14 protein-coding genes and 1 riboswitch are annotated in these 16,290 nt (G+C 71.1%); of the genes, 7 read left to right on the plus strand and 7 right to left on the minus strand.

Annotated features, from left to right (window positions below; genetic code table 11):
• Positions 1 to 91: 91 nt before the first annotated feature.
• Positions 92 to 643 (minus strand): DUF1707 and FHA domain-containing protein, encoded by a 552-nt coding sequence (locus ABZ297_RS10475; protein ID WP_355342592.1) that lies wholly within the window; start codon positions 641 to 643, stop codon positions 92 to 94.
• Positions 644 to 731: 88 nt separating this feature from the next.
• Between ABZ297_RS10475 and ABZ297_RS10480 the strand changes: the two genes are divergently transcribed.
• The 3 genes from ABZ297_RS10480 to ABZ297_RS10490 are packed head-to-tail and all read left to right on the plus strand — an operon-like array spanning position 732 to position 4,485.
• A complete protein-coding gene (locus ABZ297_RS10480) occupies positions 732 to 1,244 on the plus strand; it encodes a PadR family transcriptional regulator (RefSeq protein ID WP_355342595.1) in 513 nt (170 codons plus the stop codon).
• Positions 1,241 to 1,921 (plus strand): ABC transporter ATP-binding protein, encoded by a 681-nt coding sequence (locus ABZ297_RS10485; protein ID WP_355342598.1) that lies wholly within the window; start codon positions 1,241 to 1,243, stop codon positions 1,919 to 1,921. Before ABZ297_RS10480 ends, ABZ297_RS10485 begins: the two co-directional genes overlap by 4 nt.
• The gene (locus tag ABZ297_RS10490; RefSeq protein ID WP_355342601.1) at positions 1,918 to 4,485 is read left to right on the plus strand and encodes an FtsX-like permease family protein; all 2,568 of its coding nucleotides are present in this window, start codon (positions 1,918 to 1,920) and stop codon (positions 4,483 to 4,485) included. The genes ABZ297_RS10485 and ABZ297_RS10490 overlap by 4 nt, the downstream gene beginning before the upstream one ends.
• 199 nt (positions 4,486 to 4,684) lie before the next feature.
• Here the strand turns inward: ABZ297_RS10490 and ABZ297_RS10495 are convergent, their stop codons facing one another.
• Positions 4,685 to 5,539: a hypothetical protein gene (locus tag ABZ297_RS10495; RefSeq protein WP_355342603.1), complete on the minus strand. Its 855-nt coding sequence runs from the start codon at positions 5,537 to 5,539 to the stop codon at positions 4,685 to 4,687.
• Between the two features lie 238 nt (positions 5,540 to 5,777).
• On the opposite strand from ABZ297_RS10495, the gene serA reads away from it, so the two are divergent.
• Positions 5,778 to 7,367: a phosphoglycerate dehydrogenase gene (serA, locus tag ABZ297_RS10500; protein WP_355342606.1), complete on the plus strand. Its 1,590-nt coding sequence runs from the start codon at positions 5,778 to 5,780 to the stop codon at positions 7,365 to 7,367.
• A gap of 598 nt (positions 7,368 to 7,965) precedes the next feature.
• Here serA and ABZ297_RS10505 read toward each other — a convergent pair.
• Genes ABZ297_RS10505 through ABZ297_RS10520 form a run of 4 tightly spaced genes read right to left on the minus strand, consistent with a single transcriptional unit; the run spans position 7,966 to position 11,845 of the window.
• Positions 7,966 to 8,862: an ROK family protein gene (locus ABZ297_RS10505; RefSeq protein ID WP_355342609.1), complete on the minus strand. Its 897-nt coding sequence runs from the start codon at positions 8,860 to 8,862 to the stop codon at positions 7,966 to 7,968.
• Positions 8,859 to 10,043 (minus strand): sugar ABC transporter permease, encoded by a 1,185-nt coding sequence (locus tag ABZ297_RS10510; RefSeq protein ID WP_350808423.1) that lies wholly within the window; start codon positions 10,041 to 10,043, stop codon positions 8,859 to 8,861. The genes ABZ297_RS10505 and ABZ297_RS10510 overlap by 4 nt, the downstream gene beginning before the upstream one ends.
• Complete coding sequence (locus tag ABZ297_RS10515) at positions 10,040 to 10,759, minus strand: ATP-binding cassette domain-containing protein (protein WP_355342612.1); 720 nt, start codon at positions 10,757 to 10,759, stop codon at positions 10,040 to 10,042. Before ABZ297_RS10515 ends, ABZ297_RS10510 begins: the two co-directional genes overlap by 4 nt.
• Positions 10,760 to 11,845: a sugar ABC transporter substrate-binding protein gene (locus tag ABZ297_RS10520; protein ID WP_355342615.1), complete on the minus strand. Its 1,086-nt coding sequence runs from the start codon at positions 11,843 to 11,845 to the stop codon at positions 10,760 to 10,762.
• A 100-nt stretch (positions 11,846 to 11,945) separates the two neighbouring features.
• On the opposite strand from ABZ297_RS10520, the gene ABZ297_RS10525 reads away from it, so the two are divergent.
• Entirely contained in the window at positions 11,946 to 13,109 is a 1,164-nt protein-coding gene (locus ABZ297_RS10525) for an ROK family transcriptional regulator (RefSeq protein WP_355342618.1), read from the plus strand.
• Between the two features lie 12 nt (positions 13,110 to 13,121).
• Here ABZ297_RS10525 and ABZ297_RS10530 read toward each other — a convergent pair whose 3' ends face one another.
• Positions 13,122 to 13,679, minus strand: coding sequence for a C40 family peptidase (locus ABZ297_RS10530; RefSeq protein ID WP_355342621.1), 558 nt, complete (start codon positions 13,677 to 13,679; stop codon positions 13,122 to 13,124).
• A gap of 52 nt (positions 13,680 to 13,731) precedes the next feature.
• Positions 13,732 to 13,868: riboswitch (cyclic di-AMP (ydaO/yuaA leader) on the minus strand.
• A 99-nt stretch (positions 13,869 to 13,967) separates the two neighbouring features.
• Here ABZ297_RS10530 and ABZ297_RS10535 point away from each other — a divergent pair.
• Both ABZ297_RS10535 and ABZ297_RS10540 read left to right on the plus strand, forming a co-directional pair.
• Entirely contained in the window at positions 13,968 to 15,014 is a 1,047-nt protein-coding gene (locus ABZ297_RS10535) for a 3-isopropylmalate dehydrogenase (protein ID WP_355342624.1), read from the plus strand.
• A gap of 175 nt (positions 15,015 to 15,189) precedes the next feature.
• Positions 15,190 to 16,287: a branched-chain amino acid aminotransferase gene (locus ABZ297_RS10540; RefSeq protein ID WP_355342627.1), complete on the plus strand. Its 1,098-nt coding sequence runs from the start codon at positions 15,190 to 15,192 to the stop codon at positions 16,285 to 16,287.
• Positions 16,288 to 16,290 lie beyond the last annotated feature (3 nt).

Here is a 16,290-nt window from a genome sequence, read left to right on the forward strand (position 1 = left end):
AGTCAGCGCGAGCGGCTTGTAATCCGCAAATATTCGTATCTTTGGGCGGGCCGAAGTGTGGCGGCACGTCCCATCCGGGGGATTTCGAGGGTCAGAGGGACTGCAGGCTCGAGGTGAGCAGGAAGCCGCAGTCGCCGAAGGAGACCTCGTCCCCCGACCTGATCCTGGCGGGCCCGACCAGCCGCCAGCCGTTCAGCCGGGTCCCGTTCAGCGACCCCAGGTCCACCAGGGTCCACTCGCCGTCGTCGGCGCGGCGCAGCTCGGCGTGCACCCGGGAGACGGTCAGGTCCGACAGGACGAGGTCGCAGGCGGCGCCGCGCCCGACCACGTAGCGGACGCGGTCGTCGTCCGGCAGGGCCAGCCGGGGCAGCCGCGGCCTGCGCCAGGCCGCCTGCATCCGGGTGGTGAAGTCGGAGACGGAGGAGACCATCTCGGTCAGCCGCTGCCTGACGGTGGGGCGCCGCGGCAGGTCGGCGACCAGTTGGTCCAGCTCGTGCCGGTTGCGTGCCCGCAGCGCCTGGTCCACTCGGCCGACGAAGGTGTCGTGGGAGATGCGGCCCTCTACGGCGCGGTCGCGAAGCTCGTCGATCGCACGATCACGTTCCCCGTCGGATGCGCGAAACGGCGGCTGCGTCGAGCTCATGTCCAGAGTATCGGCCTGAACGGCGGGTCCTGTCCAGAATACGGCGTTCTCTTGCGATGAGCATACTGAGTATGCATACTCAGTATTCATGTCGATCAGACACGGACTGCTCGCGTTGCTGAGCAATGGGCCGCGTTACGGCTACCAGCTCCGGGTGGAGTTCGAGGCGTCCACGGGGGCGACCTGGCCGCTGAACATCGGCCAGGTCTACACGACGCTGTCGCGCATGGAACGTGACGGGCTGGTCGAGCCCGGAGGGGCCGACGACCAGGGCAGAGCCGTCTACACGATCACCGAGGCCGGTCGGGGGGAACTGGAGCGATGGTTCAGCACCCCCGTCGACCAGTCCGACCGGCCTCGGGACGAGCTGGCCATCAAGCTGGCCATGGCCATCGCGGCCGGCGACGCGGATCTGGCCGCGGTGGTCCAGACCCAGCGCGCCGCCACCATGCGTGCCCTCCAGGACCTGACCAGGGCCAAGCGGACCGCCGCCAAGGAGGGGCTGGCCCAGCGGCTCGTCCTCGATTCGATGATCTTCAAGGCCGAGGCGGAACAGCGCTGGCTGGACCACTGCGAGGCCGTTCTCAAGGAGAAGACATGACTGTGGTGAGTTTGGAGGCCGTGACCCGCGAACACGGCCAGGTGCAGGCGTTACGGGACGTGAGCCTGGAGGTCGCACGGGGCGAGCTGGTCGCGGTGATGGGCCCGTCGGGGTCGGGCAAGTCCACGCTGCTCAACCTGGCGGGCGGCCTCGACAGGCCCACCTCGGGCCGGGTGACGATCGAAGGCAAGGACCTCGCGACTGTCAAGGACCTGGCCGCCCTCAGACGCGGCAGCGTCGGGTACGTGTTCCAGGACCTGAACCTGATCCCGTCCCTGACGGCGGTGGAGAACGTGATGCTGCCCAGAGAACTGGGCGGCGTGCGAACGAGGCAGGCCCGTCAGGAGGCGCTGGACGTGCTGTCGGCGGTCGGGGTGGACCACGTCGCCGACCGCTTCCCGCCGGAGCTGTCCGGGGGCCAGCGCCAGCGGGTGGCGATCGCCAGGGCGCTGGTCGGGGAGCGCCGCCTGGTGCTGGCCGACGAGCCGACCGGCGCGCTCGACACGGCGACGGGCGACGAGATCCTGCAACTGCTGCGCGACCGCTGCGACGCGGGCGCCGCCGCGCTGCTCGTCACGCACGAGCCGCGCTACGCGGCCTGGGCCGACCGGGTGGTGTTCCTGCGCGACGGGCAGCTCACCGACTCCGCCTCGGCGGGGCTGGAGAGCGCCCGGTGAGCGTCTTCCTGCGTATCTCCGGGAGGGACGCGCTGCGTTTCAGGGGCCGCAGCGCGCTCATCATGGTGATGATCGGCCTACCTGTGCTGGTCATCTCGGCCCTGCTCACCGCCGCCTCCACCGCGGACGTCAGCCCGCGCGAGGGCCTCACCTCCACACTGGGCACGGCCGACGCGCTGGTCCAGACGATCAGGCAGCGCGCCCCCGTCAACCAGGACGCGGCCGGCAGGTTCTACACCACCTACGGTGACGAGCCCCAGCGGCAGCAGCCGCCCTACACGGCGGCCGAGATCAACGCCCTGCTCCGGGGGCGCCTCATCCCCTACGACGAGGGCAGCGTGGAGATCCACCTGGCCGACGGCTACGACGAGGTCAGCGCGCTGGAACTGGACCTGCGCGACCCGCTGACCCGCGGGATCCGCCGCCTGGTGCAGGGCAGGTTCGCCGCCACGTCCGACGAGGTCGCGGTCACGCCCGCGCTGCTCGACCGGGGTGTGCGCCTCGGCGACACGATCAAGGTGACCCGGCGCGACCGACCCGTCCGCGTGGTGGGCGTCGTCGAACACCCGCACCATCCGCACCGGCCGGAGGCCGTGAGCCTGCGGGACGTGCTGCTGCTCGACAAGACCGACGGGGCCGGCACCGGCTGGCTGGCCGACACGCCCGCCCCCGTCATGTGGCAGGACGTGCGGCGGCTGAACGACGCGGGGCTGCGTGTCAGCTCCCGCGCGGTGATCGAGAACCCGCCCGCTCCCGCCCCGAGGGTGCGGGTGGGGAACGCGCGCGTGACGGTCCCCATCGAGCTGGGCGGCAACGGTTCCAGCTCCACCGTCGTCGGCTTCGGAGTCGGCGTGCTGTTCATCGTGATGGAGACTGTCCTGCTGGCGGGGCCCGCCTTCGCCGTGGGCCTGCGGCGGCGGCGCACGGAGCTGGCCGTGATCGCGGCCCAGGGCGGGTCGCCCGCGCAGCTGCGGAGGATCGTGCTGGCCGACGGCCTCGTGCTGGGCGGGGCGGCGGCCCTGCTGGGGGCCGCGCTGGGCGTCGGCGCCGCGCTGCTCGGAGCGCCCCTCACCGCCCGGTTGCTGGGCTCGCTCGGCCCGCCGGACGTGCCATGGCTCCAGGTGCTCGGTGTCGCCGCGCTCGGGCTGGTCAGCGGGCTGGTCGCGGCCGTCGTACCCGCCGTGCAGGCGGCCAGGCAGAGCCCGGCCCAGGTGCTGGCGGGACGGGAGAGCGAGGTCCGCGACCGCGCCGGGCTGCCGGTCGTCGGAGCTGCCCTGCTGGTGCTCGGGCTCGCCGCGACCGCGCTGGCCGCTCGCAGGGACGAGGTGGCCATCCTGGTGACCTCCGTGCCCGTCGTGTTCGGGCTGATCGCCCTGACGCCGTGGCTGATCCGTGTCACCGCGCGCCTCGCCCCCCGCTTCCCGCTGCCCGCGCGCCTGTCGATCAGGGACGCCGCCCGCCACCGGGTCCGCACCGCCTCGGCGACGGCCGCCGTCATGGCGGCCACCATGGGAGCGGTCGCGATGGGCATCGGCGTCACCAGCTTCTCCGCCGCCTTCGAGAAGGTGGCCGGCCCGTCCGCGCCTGAGGGCACTCTCGCGGTCGGCGGGCTCGATCTCGACGACCGGGGCTGGGCCCGGCTTCGCCAGGCGGTCGAGCAGAAGCTGCCGGGTCTGCCTCTCACCCCCGCGCTGGACGCATACGACAAGAAGGGACATCCAGTCGCCTTAAAAGTCGTGCACCATGCCTCAGCCGGCCGGTACTTCATCGGTCCCCTGCGGATCGGTGACGAGCGGCTGCTCGCCCTGCTCCAGGGACGGCGTGATCCGCAGGCGGCGGCGGCGCTGGCGGCGGGCAAGGCCGTCGTGTTCGATCCCGGCATGGTGCGCGACGGCGTCCTGATCATGGACGTGCTGCCCGTCTATGACAGTCCTCCCCGGAAGCCGGCCCAGATCCGGATCCCCGCCGTCGTCGCCCCAGGAGCCGAGCCGAGGCAGCTCGGCGCCGTGCTCCCGGCGGCACCCGTGAAGTCGGCGGGGTTGAGCCTGGCCGAACGGACCCTCCATGTCCACTACCGCCCGGTCGACATGCCGCGCTTCCAGCGCGACCTGAGGGCGGTGAGCGCCGAGGCGTCCGTCTATCTGCAGGAGAGACCCGACGACATCAGCATCCCGCAGCTCTGGATGCTGCTCGGCGGGGCGCTCGTCCTGGTGCTGGGCGGCACGTTCGCGGCCACCGGCCTGGCGGCGGCCGACATGCGCCGCGACCTCGACACCCTGTCAGCCGTCGGCGGTCCGTCACGGACGCGCAGGCTGGTGGTGGCCGCCCAGGCCGGCTACGTCGCGGGCCTCGGCGCGCTGGTCGGGACGGTCGCGGGCGGGGCCGTGGGGATCGCGCTCACCTGGCCCATGACGCGGATGGGCGGGTCCCCCGGAGAGTCCACCACGATCGCCGTGCCCTGGCTGTTTCTGGCCGGGGTCGTCCTGGGCCTGCCCGTCCTGGCGGCGCTGGTGGCCGGGCTGTTCACGCGGACCCGCCTGGTGCTGGGACGCCGCCTGGCGTGACGCGGCGGCACCGGCACGCCAGAGAGACGACCGGCGCGAGGACCGCGGCCCGCCATCAGGGCCGCGGTCGTCGCGCTGTCCGCGCACAGCCGTCAGCGGTGAGCCCGCCTGGAGCGCCGTACCGCCTTCCGCCGGAAACCGCCTGGGGTCGCCGCACTGCCGTCGGTCCGAAACCGCCGGGGTGTCGCCGTCGTCCTGGCTAGTCGCAGACGTTCGCGCAGACCACGTGAGCGCCGATCTCGATCATCCGGCGCTCGCTGCGTGAGTCCGCCACCCGCGCCATGAGGATCGGCGCGCCGCTCGCCGCGAACTGCGGCAGCCGGGCGCGGACGCCGCGGTGCAGGTCGCGGACCACGTCCTCGGCGGCCGACATGTGCACCTTGACGTGCAGCATGATGCCGGTGACGCCGGACGCGGTGCGGGCCTCGGAGATCCAGATGTGGTGCACCAGCGGGTAGTCCATGAGCAACTGCGCGATCGCCTGGCGCAGCGCGGGCAGGATCGGGTGCGTGCACCGCCGGTAGCCGGGGTCCACCTGCTGCATCGGGCCCGACAGGTGCGGCCGGGGCGCCGGGATCCAGGGCAGCGCGGGCGCGTCCGGGGTGGGCGGGGCGACCTGCGCGAGCGTGCCTCCCCGCGACACCGTGGCCATCGCGCCCGTCGCGTAGGCGGCGGGGGCGGCGCCCGACAGGACCGGCGTGGGCCCCGTCCTGGTCGTGGTGAGGAAGCGCTGGAGGTCGTCGATGGGGACGGCGGCGGCCGCCGGCCCCGCGGCGTCGATCACGATCTCCCGCACGCCGGTGACGCGCTGGATGTCGAGGATGGTGTCGGCGTCGCAGGCCGACAGGGAATGACTGCCGCGGTGCCTGGCGTAGGTGGCCAAGCTGGTGTAGCCGAGCAGCACACGATCGCCGGCCTGGGTCGTTCCCAGCACGACGGAGCGGTCTGGTCGCACGGCCACCAGGACTCCGCTGTCAGCAAGAGCTGCCAGCAGGCGGTGCGGGCCGCCGTGCTGGGCGAGCACGTCGGCAAGCGCAGGATTCCCGATGCTCATATGACGAACCATAGGTAGTCGGTCACGGCTTATCAGGCTAATGGTTAATAAATCTCCCGATCAAGACAAAGATGGGAGCGGAGTGGATGACTTTGCTCTCGTCTGGGTACGGCCCAGGCCGTCTCCAATCCTGGGGTCCCTCGTGAACACATTCACAAGCGCGGATAGAATCGGTGGGATCCGAGGGACCCGTCGCCGTGTCCCTCCCGCCCGCCGCATGCCCTAAGGATCCACACCCGTGAACAAGCCCGTCGTACTGGTCGCAGAAGAGCTGTCCGAGGCTGGCCTGGCTGTGCTGGCCACCGACTTCGAGGTCCGCCACACCGACGGCGCCGACCGTTCCCAGCTGCTGCCCGCCCTCGCGGACGTGGACGCGCTGATCGTCCGCTCCGCCACTCAGGTGGACGCCGAGGCGATCGCCGCGGCGCCCAAGCTGCGCGTGGTGGCCCGCGCCGGTGTCGGCCTGGACAACGTCGACGTCGAGGCGGCGACCAAGGCCGGTGTCATGGTCGTCAACGCGCCGACCTCCAACATCACCAGCGCGGCCGAGCAGACGATCGCGCTCATCCTGGCCAGCGCGCGCAACACCGCCCAGGCCCACGCCGCGCTCAAGAACGGCGAGTGGAAGCGGTCCAAGTACACCGGTGTGGAGCTCGACGAGAAGGTCGTGGGCATCCTCGGCCTTGGCAAGATCGGCCAGCTGGTGGCCCAGCGCCTCCAGCCGTTCGGCGTCGAGCTGATCGCCTACGACCCGTACCTGCCGCCGGCCCGCGCCGCGCAGATGGGCGTCAAGCTGCTCAGCCTCGACGAGGTGCTCAAGCAGGCCGACTTCATCACCGTGCACCTGCCCAAGTCCAAGGAGACGATCGGGCTCATCGGCGACAAGGAGCTGCACGAGGTCAAGCCGAGCGTGCGGATCGTGAACGTGGCCCGCGGCGGCATCGTGGACGAGGGCGCGCTGTACTCGGCGATCAAGGAGGGGCGCGTCGCCGGGGCGGGGCTTGACGTGTTCGCCAAGGAGCCCTGCACCGACAGCCCGCTGTTCGAGCTGGACCAGGTCGTCGTCACCCCGCACCTGGGCGCCTCCACGCACGAGGCCCAGGAGAAGGCCGGCACCCAGGTCGCCAGGAGTGTCAAGCTGGCGCTGGCGGGCGAGTTCGTGCCCGACGCGGTGAACGTCCAGGGCGGCGCGGTCGCCGAGGACGTCAAGCCCGGCCTGCCGCTGGCCGAGAAGCTCGGCCGGGTCTTCACCGCGCTGGCGGGCGAGGTCGCGACCAAGCTGGACGTCGAGGTGCGCGGCGAGATCGCCTCCCACGACGTGCGGGTGATCGAGCTGGCCGCGCTCAAGGGCGTCTTCACGGACGTGGTCGAGGACTCCGTGACCTACGTCAACGCTCCGCTGCTCGCCAAGGACCGCGGTGTCACCGTCGAGCTGGTCACCAGCTCGGACAGCCCCGACTGGCGCAACGTGGTGACCGTGCGCGGCGTGCTCGCCGACGGCCGCCAGGTCTCGGTCTCCGGCACGCTCTCCGGCCCCCGGCAGATCACCAAGATCGTCGAGGTCAACGGCTACGAGATGGAGATCGAGCCGACCGCGCACCTGTCGTTCCTGACCTACACCGACCGTCCCGGCATCGTCGGCGTGGTCGGCCGGCTGCTCGGCGAGCACGGCATCAACATCGCTTCGATGCAGGTGGCCCGCGACGTCAAGGGCGGCAAGGCGCTGATCGCGCTGACCGTCGACTCGGCGATTCCCGCCGACGTGACCGAGCAGATCGTGGCCGAGATCGGCGCCGAGAGCGGCCGTTCGGTGGACCTGGAGGACTGACCGCCTCCTCCGCTCACGCCCACGGCTGCCGCCCGGATCGTCCCGGGCGGCAGCCGTTTCTTGTCTCAGCATGCGAGATAGTTGGACATCCTACGAGACAGCCTCGCACCCACCAGGTACTGTTACGAGAAATGCGCCAGGTTCTCGTACTTATTACCTGCCGCGGCGGGGCCTGTTAGGGCAGGTCGACGACCCGCCGCGGTGCTGCGGCGTTGCGTCGGCCATTAAGTCCCTTTCGTCCGGTCCGTGATCCGGACCTCACGAGTTCAGGCCCGGTTGGAGTCGCGACCGGAGTCCGGCTCTCCCATGACGCCTCCGCGAGAAGAGACGAGTCACACCATGTACGAGATGTACTCCTGGAACCACGCCGACGACCACGAGAACGAGGCCACCGAGGCGCTGCAGACCGCGCTGGACCGCCGCGACAACGGCGGCGCCCCCCAGGACTCTGTCCGCTAGCGCGTCCTCCGGAGCTTCCGCGGGCAGCGGGCGGCCGACCAGCCGCCCGTCCCGACCGGCACAGCCCGCTCGTCGACCTTCGGCCGACCCGTGTCCGCGCGGGCTGTGCGAGGTTCGCCGCTGATCAGGCCGCCACTGATCAGGCCGACGGTGCGGCAGCGTGGGCGAGGGCCAGGGCGCCGAGGAGCGGCGCGTCGTCGGTGAACCGCGCGGCCCGCACCTCCGGCGGGAACGGGACCGCCCTGCGTAGCTCGGCGGTGAGCCGCGGCAGGATCAGCTCGGCCGCCCCCATCATCCCGCCCCCCACCACCAGCAGCTCGGGGTCGAGCGCCACGCACAGGTTGGCCACGCTCATGGCCAGCGTCCGCAGCGCCTCGTCCACGAGCGCGACGGCCTGCGCCTGTCGTCCGGTGGCCGGCGCTGAGACCGGTCGGCCGGACAGGTGGAGCAGCTCCGCCGCCGTCGTCGTCCGGCCGAGGAGGGCGGTGCCGCGGGCGGCCAGTGCGCTGCCCGAGATGCGCTCCTCCAAGGGGACGCGGCCGTCGGCGAAGGCCGGCTCGCCGGGTGCCACCTGCAGGTACCCGATCTCGCCCGCCGCGCCGTGCGCACCCGGCACCACCCGGCCGTCCACCACCAGCGCCGCCGCCAGGCCCGTCCCCAGGTTGAGGTAGACGCCGGTCGAGACGCCGCGCAGCGCCCCCCACCTCAGCTCGGCCGCCGCCGCCGCGTTGACGTCGTTGTCGATGGCCACCGGGACGGCGCCGTACTCCTCCCGTAGCAGCCTCGGCAGCTCCAGCCCCTCCCACCCCGGGACGTTCGGCGCCAGCCGCACCACGCCGTTCCGGATGACGCCGCAGGTCGAGAAGCCCACGGCGGACGGCGCGGCGTCGAGCGCGCGGGCGGCGGCGAGCGCCCGCGCGAGCGTGTCGGCCCCCGTGTCGAGCCGGACGCGCTCGGAGAACGCCGGCCCGTCGGAGCCGGACAGGCCGATGGCGACCTTGGTGCCTCCCACGTCGATGCCCAGGACCCGGCTCACCGGGCGGCGCCCCTGCGGGCGAGCGAGTCGATCGCCACCGCCAGCGCCAGCACCGCGGCCGTCACCATGAACCGCACCGAGGAGTCGACGCTGAGCAGGTACATGCCGCTGGTGATCGACTGGATGACTAGGACGCCGAGCAGCGCGTCGTAGGCGCGCCCGCGCCCGCCGAACAGGGAGGTGCCGCCGATGACCGCCGCCGCGATCGCCATGAGCAGGATGTCGCTGCCGCCCGACTGCTGGTTGACCGCCGACAGGCGGCTGGCCGCGAGGATGCCGCCCGCCGCCGTCAGCGTGGACGCCAGCATGAACGCCAGGATCCTGATCCGCGTCACGTTGATGCCCGCGCGCCTGGCGGCCTCGGCGTTGCCCCCGACGGCGTACAGGTGGCGGCCGAACACGGTGTGCCTGAGCATGAGGTCGAAGAGCACGACCAGGGCGCCGAAGATGATCAGCAGCAGGGGCACGCCCCGGTCCGCCGACATGATCACCACTGCGGCGGCCAGCAGCACGAGCAGCCCGCCCGTCCGGACGAGCAGCCACCACAGCGGCGTCACCGACAGCCCGGCGGCCAGCCGCAGCCGCCGCGACGCCAGCGCCACCCCTCCCGAGACGGCCACCAGGCCCGCGACCAGCACCCACGACAGCCAGGACGGCAACCAGGTGTCGCTCAGCTTCGAGATGAACCCGGTGAACGGCAGGTTGATCGTGCCGCCCTCGCGCAGCAGGTAGAGCAGCAGCCCGAGCCAGCCCATCAGCCCCGCCAGCGTGACCACGAACGACGGCATCCGCAGCTTGGTGAACATCAGCCCGTGGACCAGGCCGATCCCGGCGCCGACCGCGAGCGCGAGCCCGATGGCCAGCAGGGGGTTCCAGCCCTGCTTGACGTGCACGATGGTCATCACGGTCGCGCACAGGCCGCTGACCGAGCCCGCCGACAGGTCGATCTCGCCGAGCAGCAGCACCATGATGATGCCGAGCGAGATCGTCCCGGTCGCGGCCATCTGCAGGGCCAGGTTGGTGAGGTTCTCCGGCGCGAGGAAGCGCTCGTTGAGCAGGCTGAACACGATCGCGATGGCGACCAGCCCGCCGACGACGGGCCACGCGCCGACGTCGCCCTGTCGCAGCCGCTCGACCGTGGCTTTCGGGGTGTACGGCTTGCGTACCAAGGTGTCGGTCATGCCCCTGCTCCCGTGATGGCGGCCACGATGTCCTCCTGCGAGGCTTCGGCCGTGCTGAAGTCGCCCGCGTTGCGTCCCAGGCGCAGCACCACCACGCGGTCGCTGACCGCTCGCACGTCGGCCAGGTTGTGCGAGATGACGAGCACCGCGAGGCCGCGCTCGCGCAGCCGCCCGATGAGGGCGAGCACCTGGGCGGTCTGCTCGACGCCGAGGGCGGCGGTCGGCTCGTCGAGGATGACCAGCCGCGGCTCGCCGATCAGCGCCCTGGCGATCGCCACCGACTGGCGCTGACCGCCCGACAGCATGGCCACGGGCACCCTGATGTCCCTGATGCGGACGTCGAGCTGGTCGAGCAGTTCGCGGGTGGCGCGTTCCATGGTGATGTGCCGCAGCAGCGACCAGCGGCGCCGCTCGGTGCCGAGGAACAGGTTGGCCACCACGTCGAGGTTCTCGCAGAGCGCGAGGTCCTGGTAGACGGTCGAGACGCCGAGCGCCTGGGCGTCGTGCGGGTTGGTGATCCTGACGCGCCGGCCGTCGAGCGTGATCGTGCCCTCGTCCGGGACGACGACCCCGGAGACGGTCTTGACCAGGGTGGACTTGCCGGCGCCGTTGTCGCCCATGAGGGCCGTGACCTCGCCTGCGCGCAGGTCCAGGCTCGCGCCGTCGAGGGCCTGGACCGCGCCGTACCGCTTGGAGATGCCTGTCGCCGAGAGCATTTACTGGATGCCCGCCTTCGCGCAGGCGGCCTTGACCTCGCCGGTGCAGATCTGGTCGGCCGTGTAGAAGCCGTCCTTCACGATGGTGTCCTTGACCTTGTCGGCGGTGACGGCGATGGGGTCGAGGAGGAAGGCGGGGATGTCGGCCGTGCCGTTGTTGACCTCGCTGGTGGCGGCCGGCTGCTCGCCCTTGACCAGGGAGACGGCCAGCTCGGCGGACTTCTCCGCCTCAGCCCTGATGTCCAGATATATGGTCATGTACTGCTCGCCGGTGAGGATGCGCTGGACGGCCGCCAGCTCGGCGTCCTGACCGGTGATGGGCGGCAGCTGCTTGTAGCCCGCGCGCTTCATGGCCGCGATCGCGCCGCCCGCCATGCCGTCGTTGGCCGAGAGCACGCCGACGATGTTGTCCTTGCCGATAGCGGTGATCGCCTGCTCCATCTGCTGCTGGGCCTTGTCGGGGCTCCAGTCGGGGGTGTCGAACTCCCTGCCGACCTTGACCTTGCCGTCCAGGACGTTCTTGGCGCCCTTCTTGTAGTCGGCCGAGCTGGGGTCGGTGGGGGAGCCGTGGATCATCACGATCTGGCCCTTGGCCGTGGTGCCCCTGGCGTTCATCGCCTCGAGCAGGGCCTGACCTTGCATCTCGCCCACCCTGACGTTGTTGAACGAGACGTAGTAGGCGTAGTCGATGCCGGAGATCAGCCGGTCGTAGGCGACCACCGGGATCTTCTTCTGCCTGGCCTGGTTGACCAGCGGGGCCACCGCGTTCGCGTCGACGGCGTCGAGCACCAGCACGTTCGCGCCCTGGGTCAGCGCGGCCTCGACCTGTTGCTGCTGCTTGGCGGCGTCCTGCTCGGCGTTGCTGTAGAGGATCTTGCAGTCGGCGCAGAGCGCCTTGACCTTCGCTTCGAACAGCGGGCGGTCGAAGGCCTCGTAGCGCGTGGTCTTCGACTCGGGCAGGAAGAGCGCGATGGTCTTGCCGCCCTGCTGGTCCTGGGGTTTCTGGTTCGCTGTCGTCGTGGTGTTCCCGCAGGCGGCGGCCAGCAGGACCGCTGCGGCGGGGAGGAGTCGCCAGGCTCGGTGCATCGCACATCGTCCCTTTCGAGTGTGCCGGCCCCCGGTGCTGGTAAGAAAGGTAGTTTACTACCAGCGTGTTGGCTAGAGTTTGCCTGGAGGAGGACGTCACATGCGAGGTGAGCTGGGTAATCCGCGGCTGCTGCGGGTGCTGAACGAGCGCCGTCTGCTCGACCACCTCCACGAGCACGGCCCCGCGTCGCGGGCCGACCTGGCCAAGATCACCGGGCTGTCCAAGCCCACGGTCTCGGCCGCGCTCGCCGGGCTGGAAGAGGACGGCCTGGTGCACCTGGTCGGCGAGGTGTCGGGCAGGCCGGGGCCGGTGACCTCGCTCTACGACATGAACGCGGCGTCCGCGCACGTGGCGGGCGTCGACATCGGCCGCGACTGGATCAGGGTGGCGGTGGCGGACCTGCGCGGCACGTTCGCCGGCCGCACCGACGGCCGCAACACCGCGCGCAGTTCGGCGGAGCTGGCCGTGCTGGTGGGCGACCTGGCCAGGGCTGCTGCCGGGAAGGCCGAGCTCGACTGGTCCTCGATCACCTGCGCGGTCGTCGGCTCGCCCGGCGTGTACGACCCGGCGCTCGGACGCCTGGAGTTCGCCCCCAACCTGCCGGGCCCCGACCTGGCCGAACGGCTGCGCTCGGCGCTGGAGGTCGATCTCGTCATCGAGAACGACATCAACCTGGCGGCCGTGGGCGAGCACGCCTACGGCGAGGGGCAGGGCAAGGCGAACTTCGCGCTGGTCTCCATCGGCACCGGGGTCGGCATGGGGATCGTGGTCAACGGCGAGCTGTACGTCGGGGCGCGGGGCGCCGCCGGTGAGGTGTCGTACGTCCCAGCGGCCGAAGACCCGATCCCGTCCGACGACGCGCTGGCGCACGGCGCCACCGAGGCCGTGGCCGCCGCGCCCGGCGTGGTGCGGGCGGCCAGCGCGGCCGGGCTCGACCTCGCCACGGCCAAGGAGGTGTTCTCCGCCGCCGCGACCGGTGATCCGGTGGCCCGCTCGGTCGTGGAGGCCGAGGGGCGGCGGATCGGCGGCCTGCTGGTGGCGGTGGCGGCGGTGCTCGACCCTGAGGTGATCGTGCTGAGCGGCGGCGTCGGGCGCAACCTCGACCTGCTCGGGGCCGCGATCGAGAGCCGCGTGGCCGAGCTGGGGCCGCTGCGGCCGGTGGTGGTGGCGAGCGCGCTGGGCGACAGCGGCGTCCTGCTCGGCGCTGTCGCCCACGCGCGCGCCCGCGCTTGGGACCTCATCTTCGACGCTCGCAGGGGATGAGGCCGCTACGGGTCAGAACGTCGCCGTGGGCATGGCAGGGGCCGGCGTTGCGCGCTGCTTGCTGATCTCCTTCCAGAGCTTGACGCCCTTGGGGTCGGGACGGACGGCGCCGACGAAGGAGTCCTTGCGCCAGTCCGACAGCTGCTCCTCCTTCACGACGTCGCCCGTGTGCGGGGCGTGGACCATGTATCCGGGGCGGGAGATCATGCCCACGTGGCCGAGGCCGTGGAAGAAGACCAGGTCACCGGGTTTGAGGTGGTCCCAGCTGATCTTCTTGGAGAAGGCGTTGTACTGCTCGGCGGCGGTGCGCGGCAGCTCGATCCCCGCCTTCTCGTACGCCCGGAGCGTGAGCCCGGAGCAGTCGTAGCCGCTGTCGCTCGTCCCTCCCCAGACGTAGGGGATGCCGCGCTTCTTCATGGCGAAGTTGAGGGCGACCTTCCAGGCCGGGTTGGGGGTCTTCTTGAGCTGGAGCTGCTTGACCTGAGGGCCGGTGAGGGTAGAGGTGGGAGAGGAACTGGGGATGCTGTCGGGGGTGTCGGTGTCGGCGTTGGCAGGGGAGGCGAGGGCCATTCCGGCGGCTGTTGCTCCCAGGACGACGAGGACGGCGATGCGAGACAGGGGAGTGTCCTTCCATCTGGCCGACCGGGTTAGCTGACGGGCTCGGGCCTGGAAGTAGCCCTACGGCGATGCCGACTCGCCCCAGGTGAAGTGGGTCCCCGGCTCCACGCAGCCGTTGCGTGGATTAGGCCTGACGGACTCTAACGAAACGGTCAAAAGGTCGCAAATAGCCTAAATTGGACTGTCCGGACAGTGAGATGGTGTGTTCGTCAGCCGAGACGAGCCGGTAAGGTACCGTCCATGGAGTCGCGTAACATCCGCCTGGCGGTCATCCCCGGCGACGGCATCGGCGCCGAAGTCGTGGCAGAGGGGCTGAAGGTCCTCGAAGCGGTCGGCGTCAAGCTGGAGCCCACCCACTACGACCTGGGTGCCGCCCGCTACCACCGAACCGGCGAGACGCTCCCCGACTCCGTGCTCGAAGAGCTGCGCGGCTACGACGCGATCCTGCTCGGCGCCGTCGGCGACCCCAGCGTCCCGCCGGGCATCCTGGAGCGCGACCTGCTGCTCCGCCTGCGCTTCGCGTTCGACCACTACGTGAACCTGCGCCCGGTCAAGCTCTTCCCCGGCGTCGAGACCCCGCTGGCCGACACGCCGACCGAGAACATCGACATGATCGTGGTCCGCGAGGGCACCGAGGGTCTGTACGCGGGCACCGGCGGCGTCATGCGCCGCGGCACCCCGTACGAGATCGCCACCCAGGAGTCGCTCAACACCGCCTACGGCGTGGAGCGCGTGGTGCGGTACGCCTTCGAGAAGGCCAAGTCGCGCCCCCGCAAGAAGCTCAGCCTCATCCACAAGACGAACGTGCTGACCTTCGCCGGCGACCTGTGGCAGCGCACCGTCAACCGGGTGGCGGAGGAGTACCCCGAGGTCAGCACCGACTACTACCACATCGACGCGGCCTCGATGTTCTTCGTCAGCCAGCCCGAGCGCTTCGACGTCGTCGTCACCGACAACCTCTTCGGCGACATCATCACCGACCTCGGCGCGGCCATCGCCGGCGGCATCGGCCTGGCCGCCAGCGGCAACATCAACCCCGAGCGCACCGCGCCCAGCATGTTCGAGCCGGTGCACGGCAGCGCCCCCGACATCGCCGGCCAGGGCAAGGCCGACCCGACCGCGACCATCCTGTCGGCCGCCATGCTCCTCGACCACCTCGGCCTGCACGCCGAGGCGGCCAAGGTCGAGCAGGCCGTCGCCGACGACATCCTGGAGCGCCTGACCGGGTGGGCGGGCCGCACCACGCACGAGATCGGCGACGACATCACCGCGCGAGTATCGAGCTAGGGCCGCCTAGCTCCGCAAGCGCCTGGCGGTCCGGTGACGGACTGCCGGGCGCTTTTTGGTGTCCGCACGGTCAAAACACCCCACCTACCCCTTGCCATCCCAAATAGCGAGACAATAGGAAGTACGGACTGCCCCGCGCAGTGCTGTCGAGATCGCAGAGAGAAGGACCTTCGCCATGACCATTGCTCAGAAGCTCAGCTTCGACGTGCAGCTATCCGACCACGCGCGCACCGTGGCCGAGCGGGAGCAGGCACTGGTGAGTCCCGGATTCGGACAGGTCTTCACCGATCACATGGTCACCATCGACTACACCGAGGGCGAGGGGTGGCACGACGCGCGGCTCCAGCCGTACGGGCCGCTCTCGCTCGACCCCGCCACCGCGGTCTTCCACTACGCGCAGGAGCTGTTCGAGGGGCTCAAGGCGTACCGGCAGGGCAACGGCTCGATCGTGACGTTCCGCCCGTACGCCAACGCGGCCCGCTTCAACCAGTCGGCCGTCCGGATGGCCATGCCGGAGCTGCCGGAGGAGACGTTCGTCGAGTCGCTGGAAGTGCTCGTCCAGACCGACCGCGACTGGGTGCCCACCGCCGAGGGGCACAGCCTGTACCTGCGGCCGTTCATCATCGCGACCCAGGTCGGGCTGGGGGTCAACTACCCCTCGCGGAAATACAGGTACATGGTGATCGCCTCACCGGCGGCCTCGTACTTCGCCGGCGGTGTGAAGCCCGTCTCGGTGTGGCTGTCGACCGAGTACACCCGCGCCGCGCCCGGCGGCACCGGCTTCGCCAAGTGCGGCGGCAACTACGCGGCGGCCTTCGTCGCGCAGCGGCAGGCCGTCGAGCAGGGCTGCGACCAGGTGGTCTGGCTCGACGCGCACGAGCACAAGTACGTCGAGGAGATGGGCGGGATGAACCTGTTCTTCGTCTTCGGCGACAAGCTCGTCACCCCCGCGCTGACCGGCACCCTGCTGCCGGGCATCACCCGCGACTCCATCCTGTCCATGGCCGCCGAACTCGGCCTGGAGGCCGAGGAGCGCCTCATCTCGACCGACGAGTGGCAGGCGGCGAGCGAGTCGGGCGAGCTGACCGAGGTGTTCGCGTGCGGCACGGCCGCGGTGGTGACCCCGGTCGGCTCGGTCAAGGGCGCCGACCGCGCCTGGACCATCGCCGACGGCGCCCCCGGCCCGGTGACCATGCGGATCCGCGAGGAGCTGGTCGGCGTCCAGTACGGCACCAGGGAGGACAAGCACGGCTGGGTCCACAAGATCAGCTGACCC

Source organism: Nonomuraea sp. NPDC005983, from assembly GCF_040614375.1.
GTDB lineage: Bacteria > Actinomycetota > Actinomycetes > Streptosporangiales > Streptosporangiaceae > Nonomuraea.

Bases quoted from the DNA above. Each gene is read 5' to 3' on its own strand.
- ABZ297_RS10495 (WP_355342603.1), bottom strand. From the start codon at position 5,539: ATGAGCATCGGGAATCCTGCGCTTGCCGACGTGCTCGCCCAGCACGGC.
- ABZ297_RS10480 (WP_355342595.1), top strand. From the start codon at position 732: ATGTCGATCAGACACGGACTGCTCGCGTTGCTGAGCAATGGGCCGCGT.
- ABZ297_RS10515 (WP_355342612.1), bottom strand. From the start codon at position 10,759: ATGCTCTCGGCGACAGGCATCTCCAAGCGGTACGGCGCGGTCCAGGCC.
- ABZ297_RS10535 (WP_355342624.1), top strand. From the start codon at position 13,968: ATGGAGTCGCGTAACATCCGCCTGGCGGTCATCCCCGGCGACGGCATC.
- ABZ297_RS10520 (WP_355342615.1), bottom strand. From the start codon at position 11,845: ATGCACCGAGCCTGGCGACTCCTCCCCGCCGCAGCGGTCCTGCTGGCC.
- ABZ297_RS10485 (WP_355342598.1), top strand. From the start codon at position 1,241: ATGACTGTGGTGAGTTTGGAGGCCGTGACCCGCGAACACGGCCAGGTG.
- ABZ297_RS10540 (WP_355342627.1), top strand. From the start codon at position 15,190: ATGACCATTGCTCAGAAGCTCAGCTTCGACGTGCAGCTATCCGACCAC.
- ABZ297_RS10530 (WP_355342621.1), bottom strand. From the start codon at position 13,679: ATGGCCCTCGCCTCCCCTGCCAACGCCGACACCGACACCCCCGACAGC.
- ABZ297_RS10475 (WP_355342592.1), bottom strand. From the start codon at position 643: ATGAGCTCGACGCAGCCGCCGTTTCGCGCATCCGACGGGGAACGTGAT.
- ABZ297_RS10525 (WP_355342618.1), top strand. From the start codon at position 11,946: ATGCGAGGTGAGCTGGGTAATCCGCGGCTGCTGCGGGTGCTGAACGAG.
- ABZ297_RS10510 (WP_350808423.1), bottom strand. From the start codon at position 10,043: ATGACCGACACCTTGGTACGCAAGCCGTACACCCCGAAAGCCACGGTC.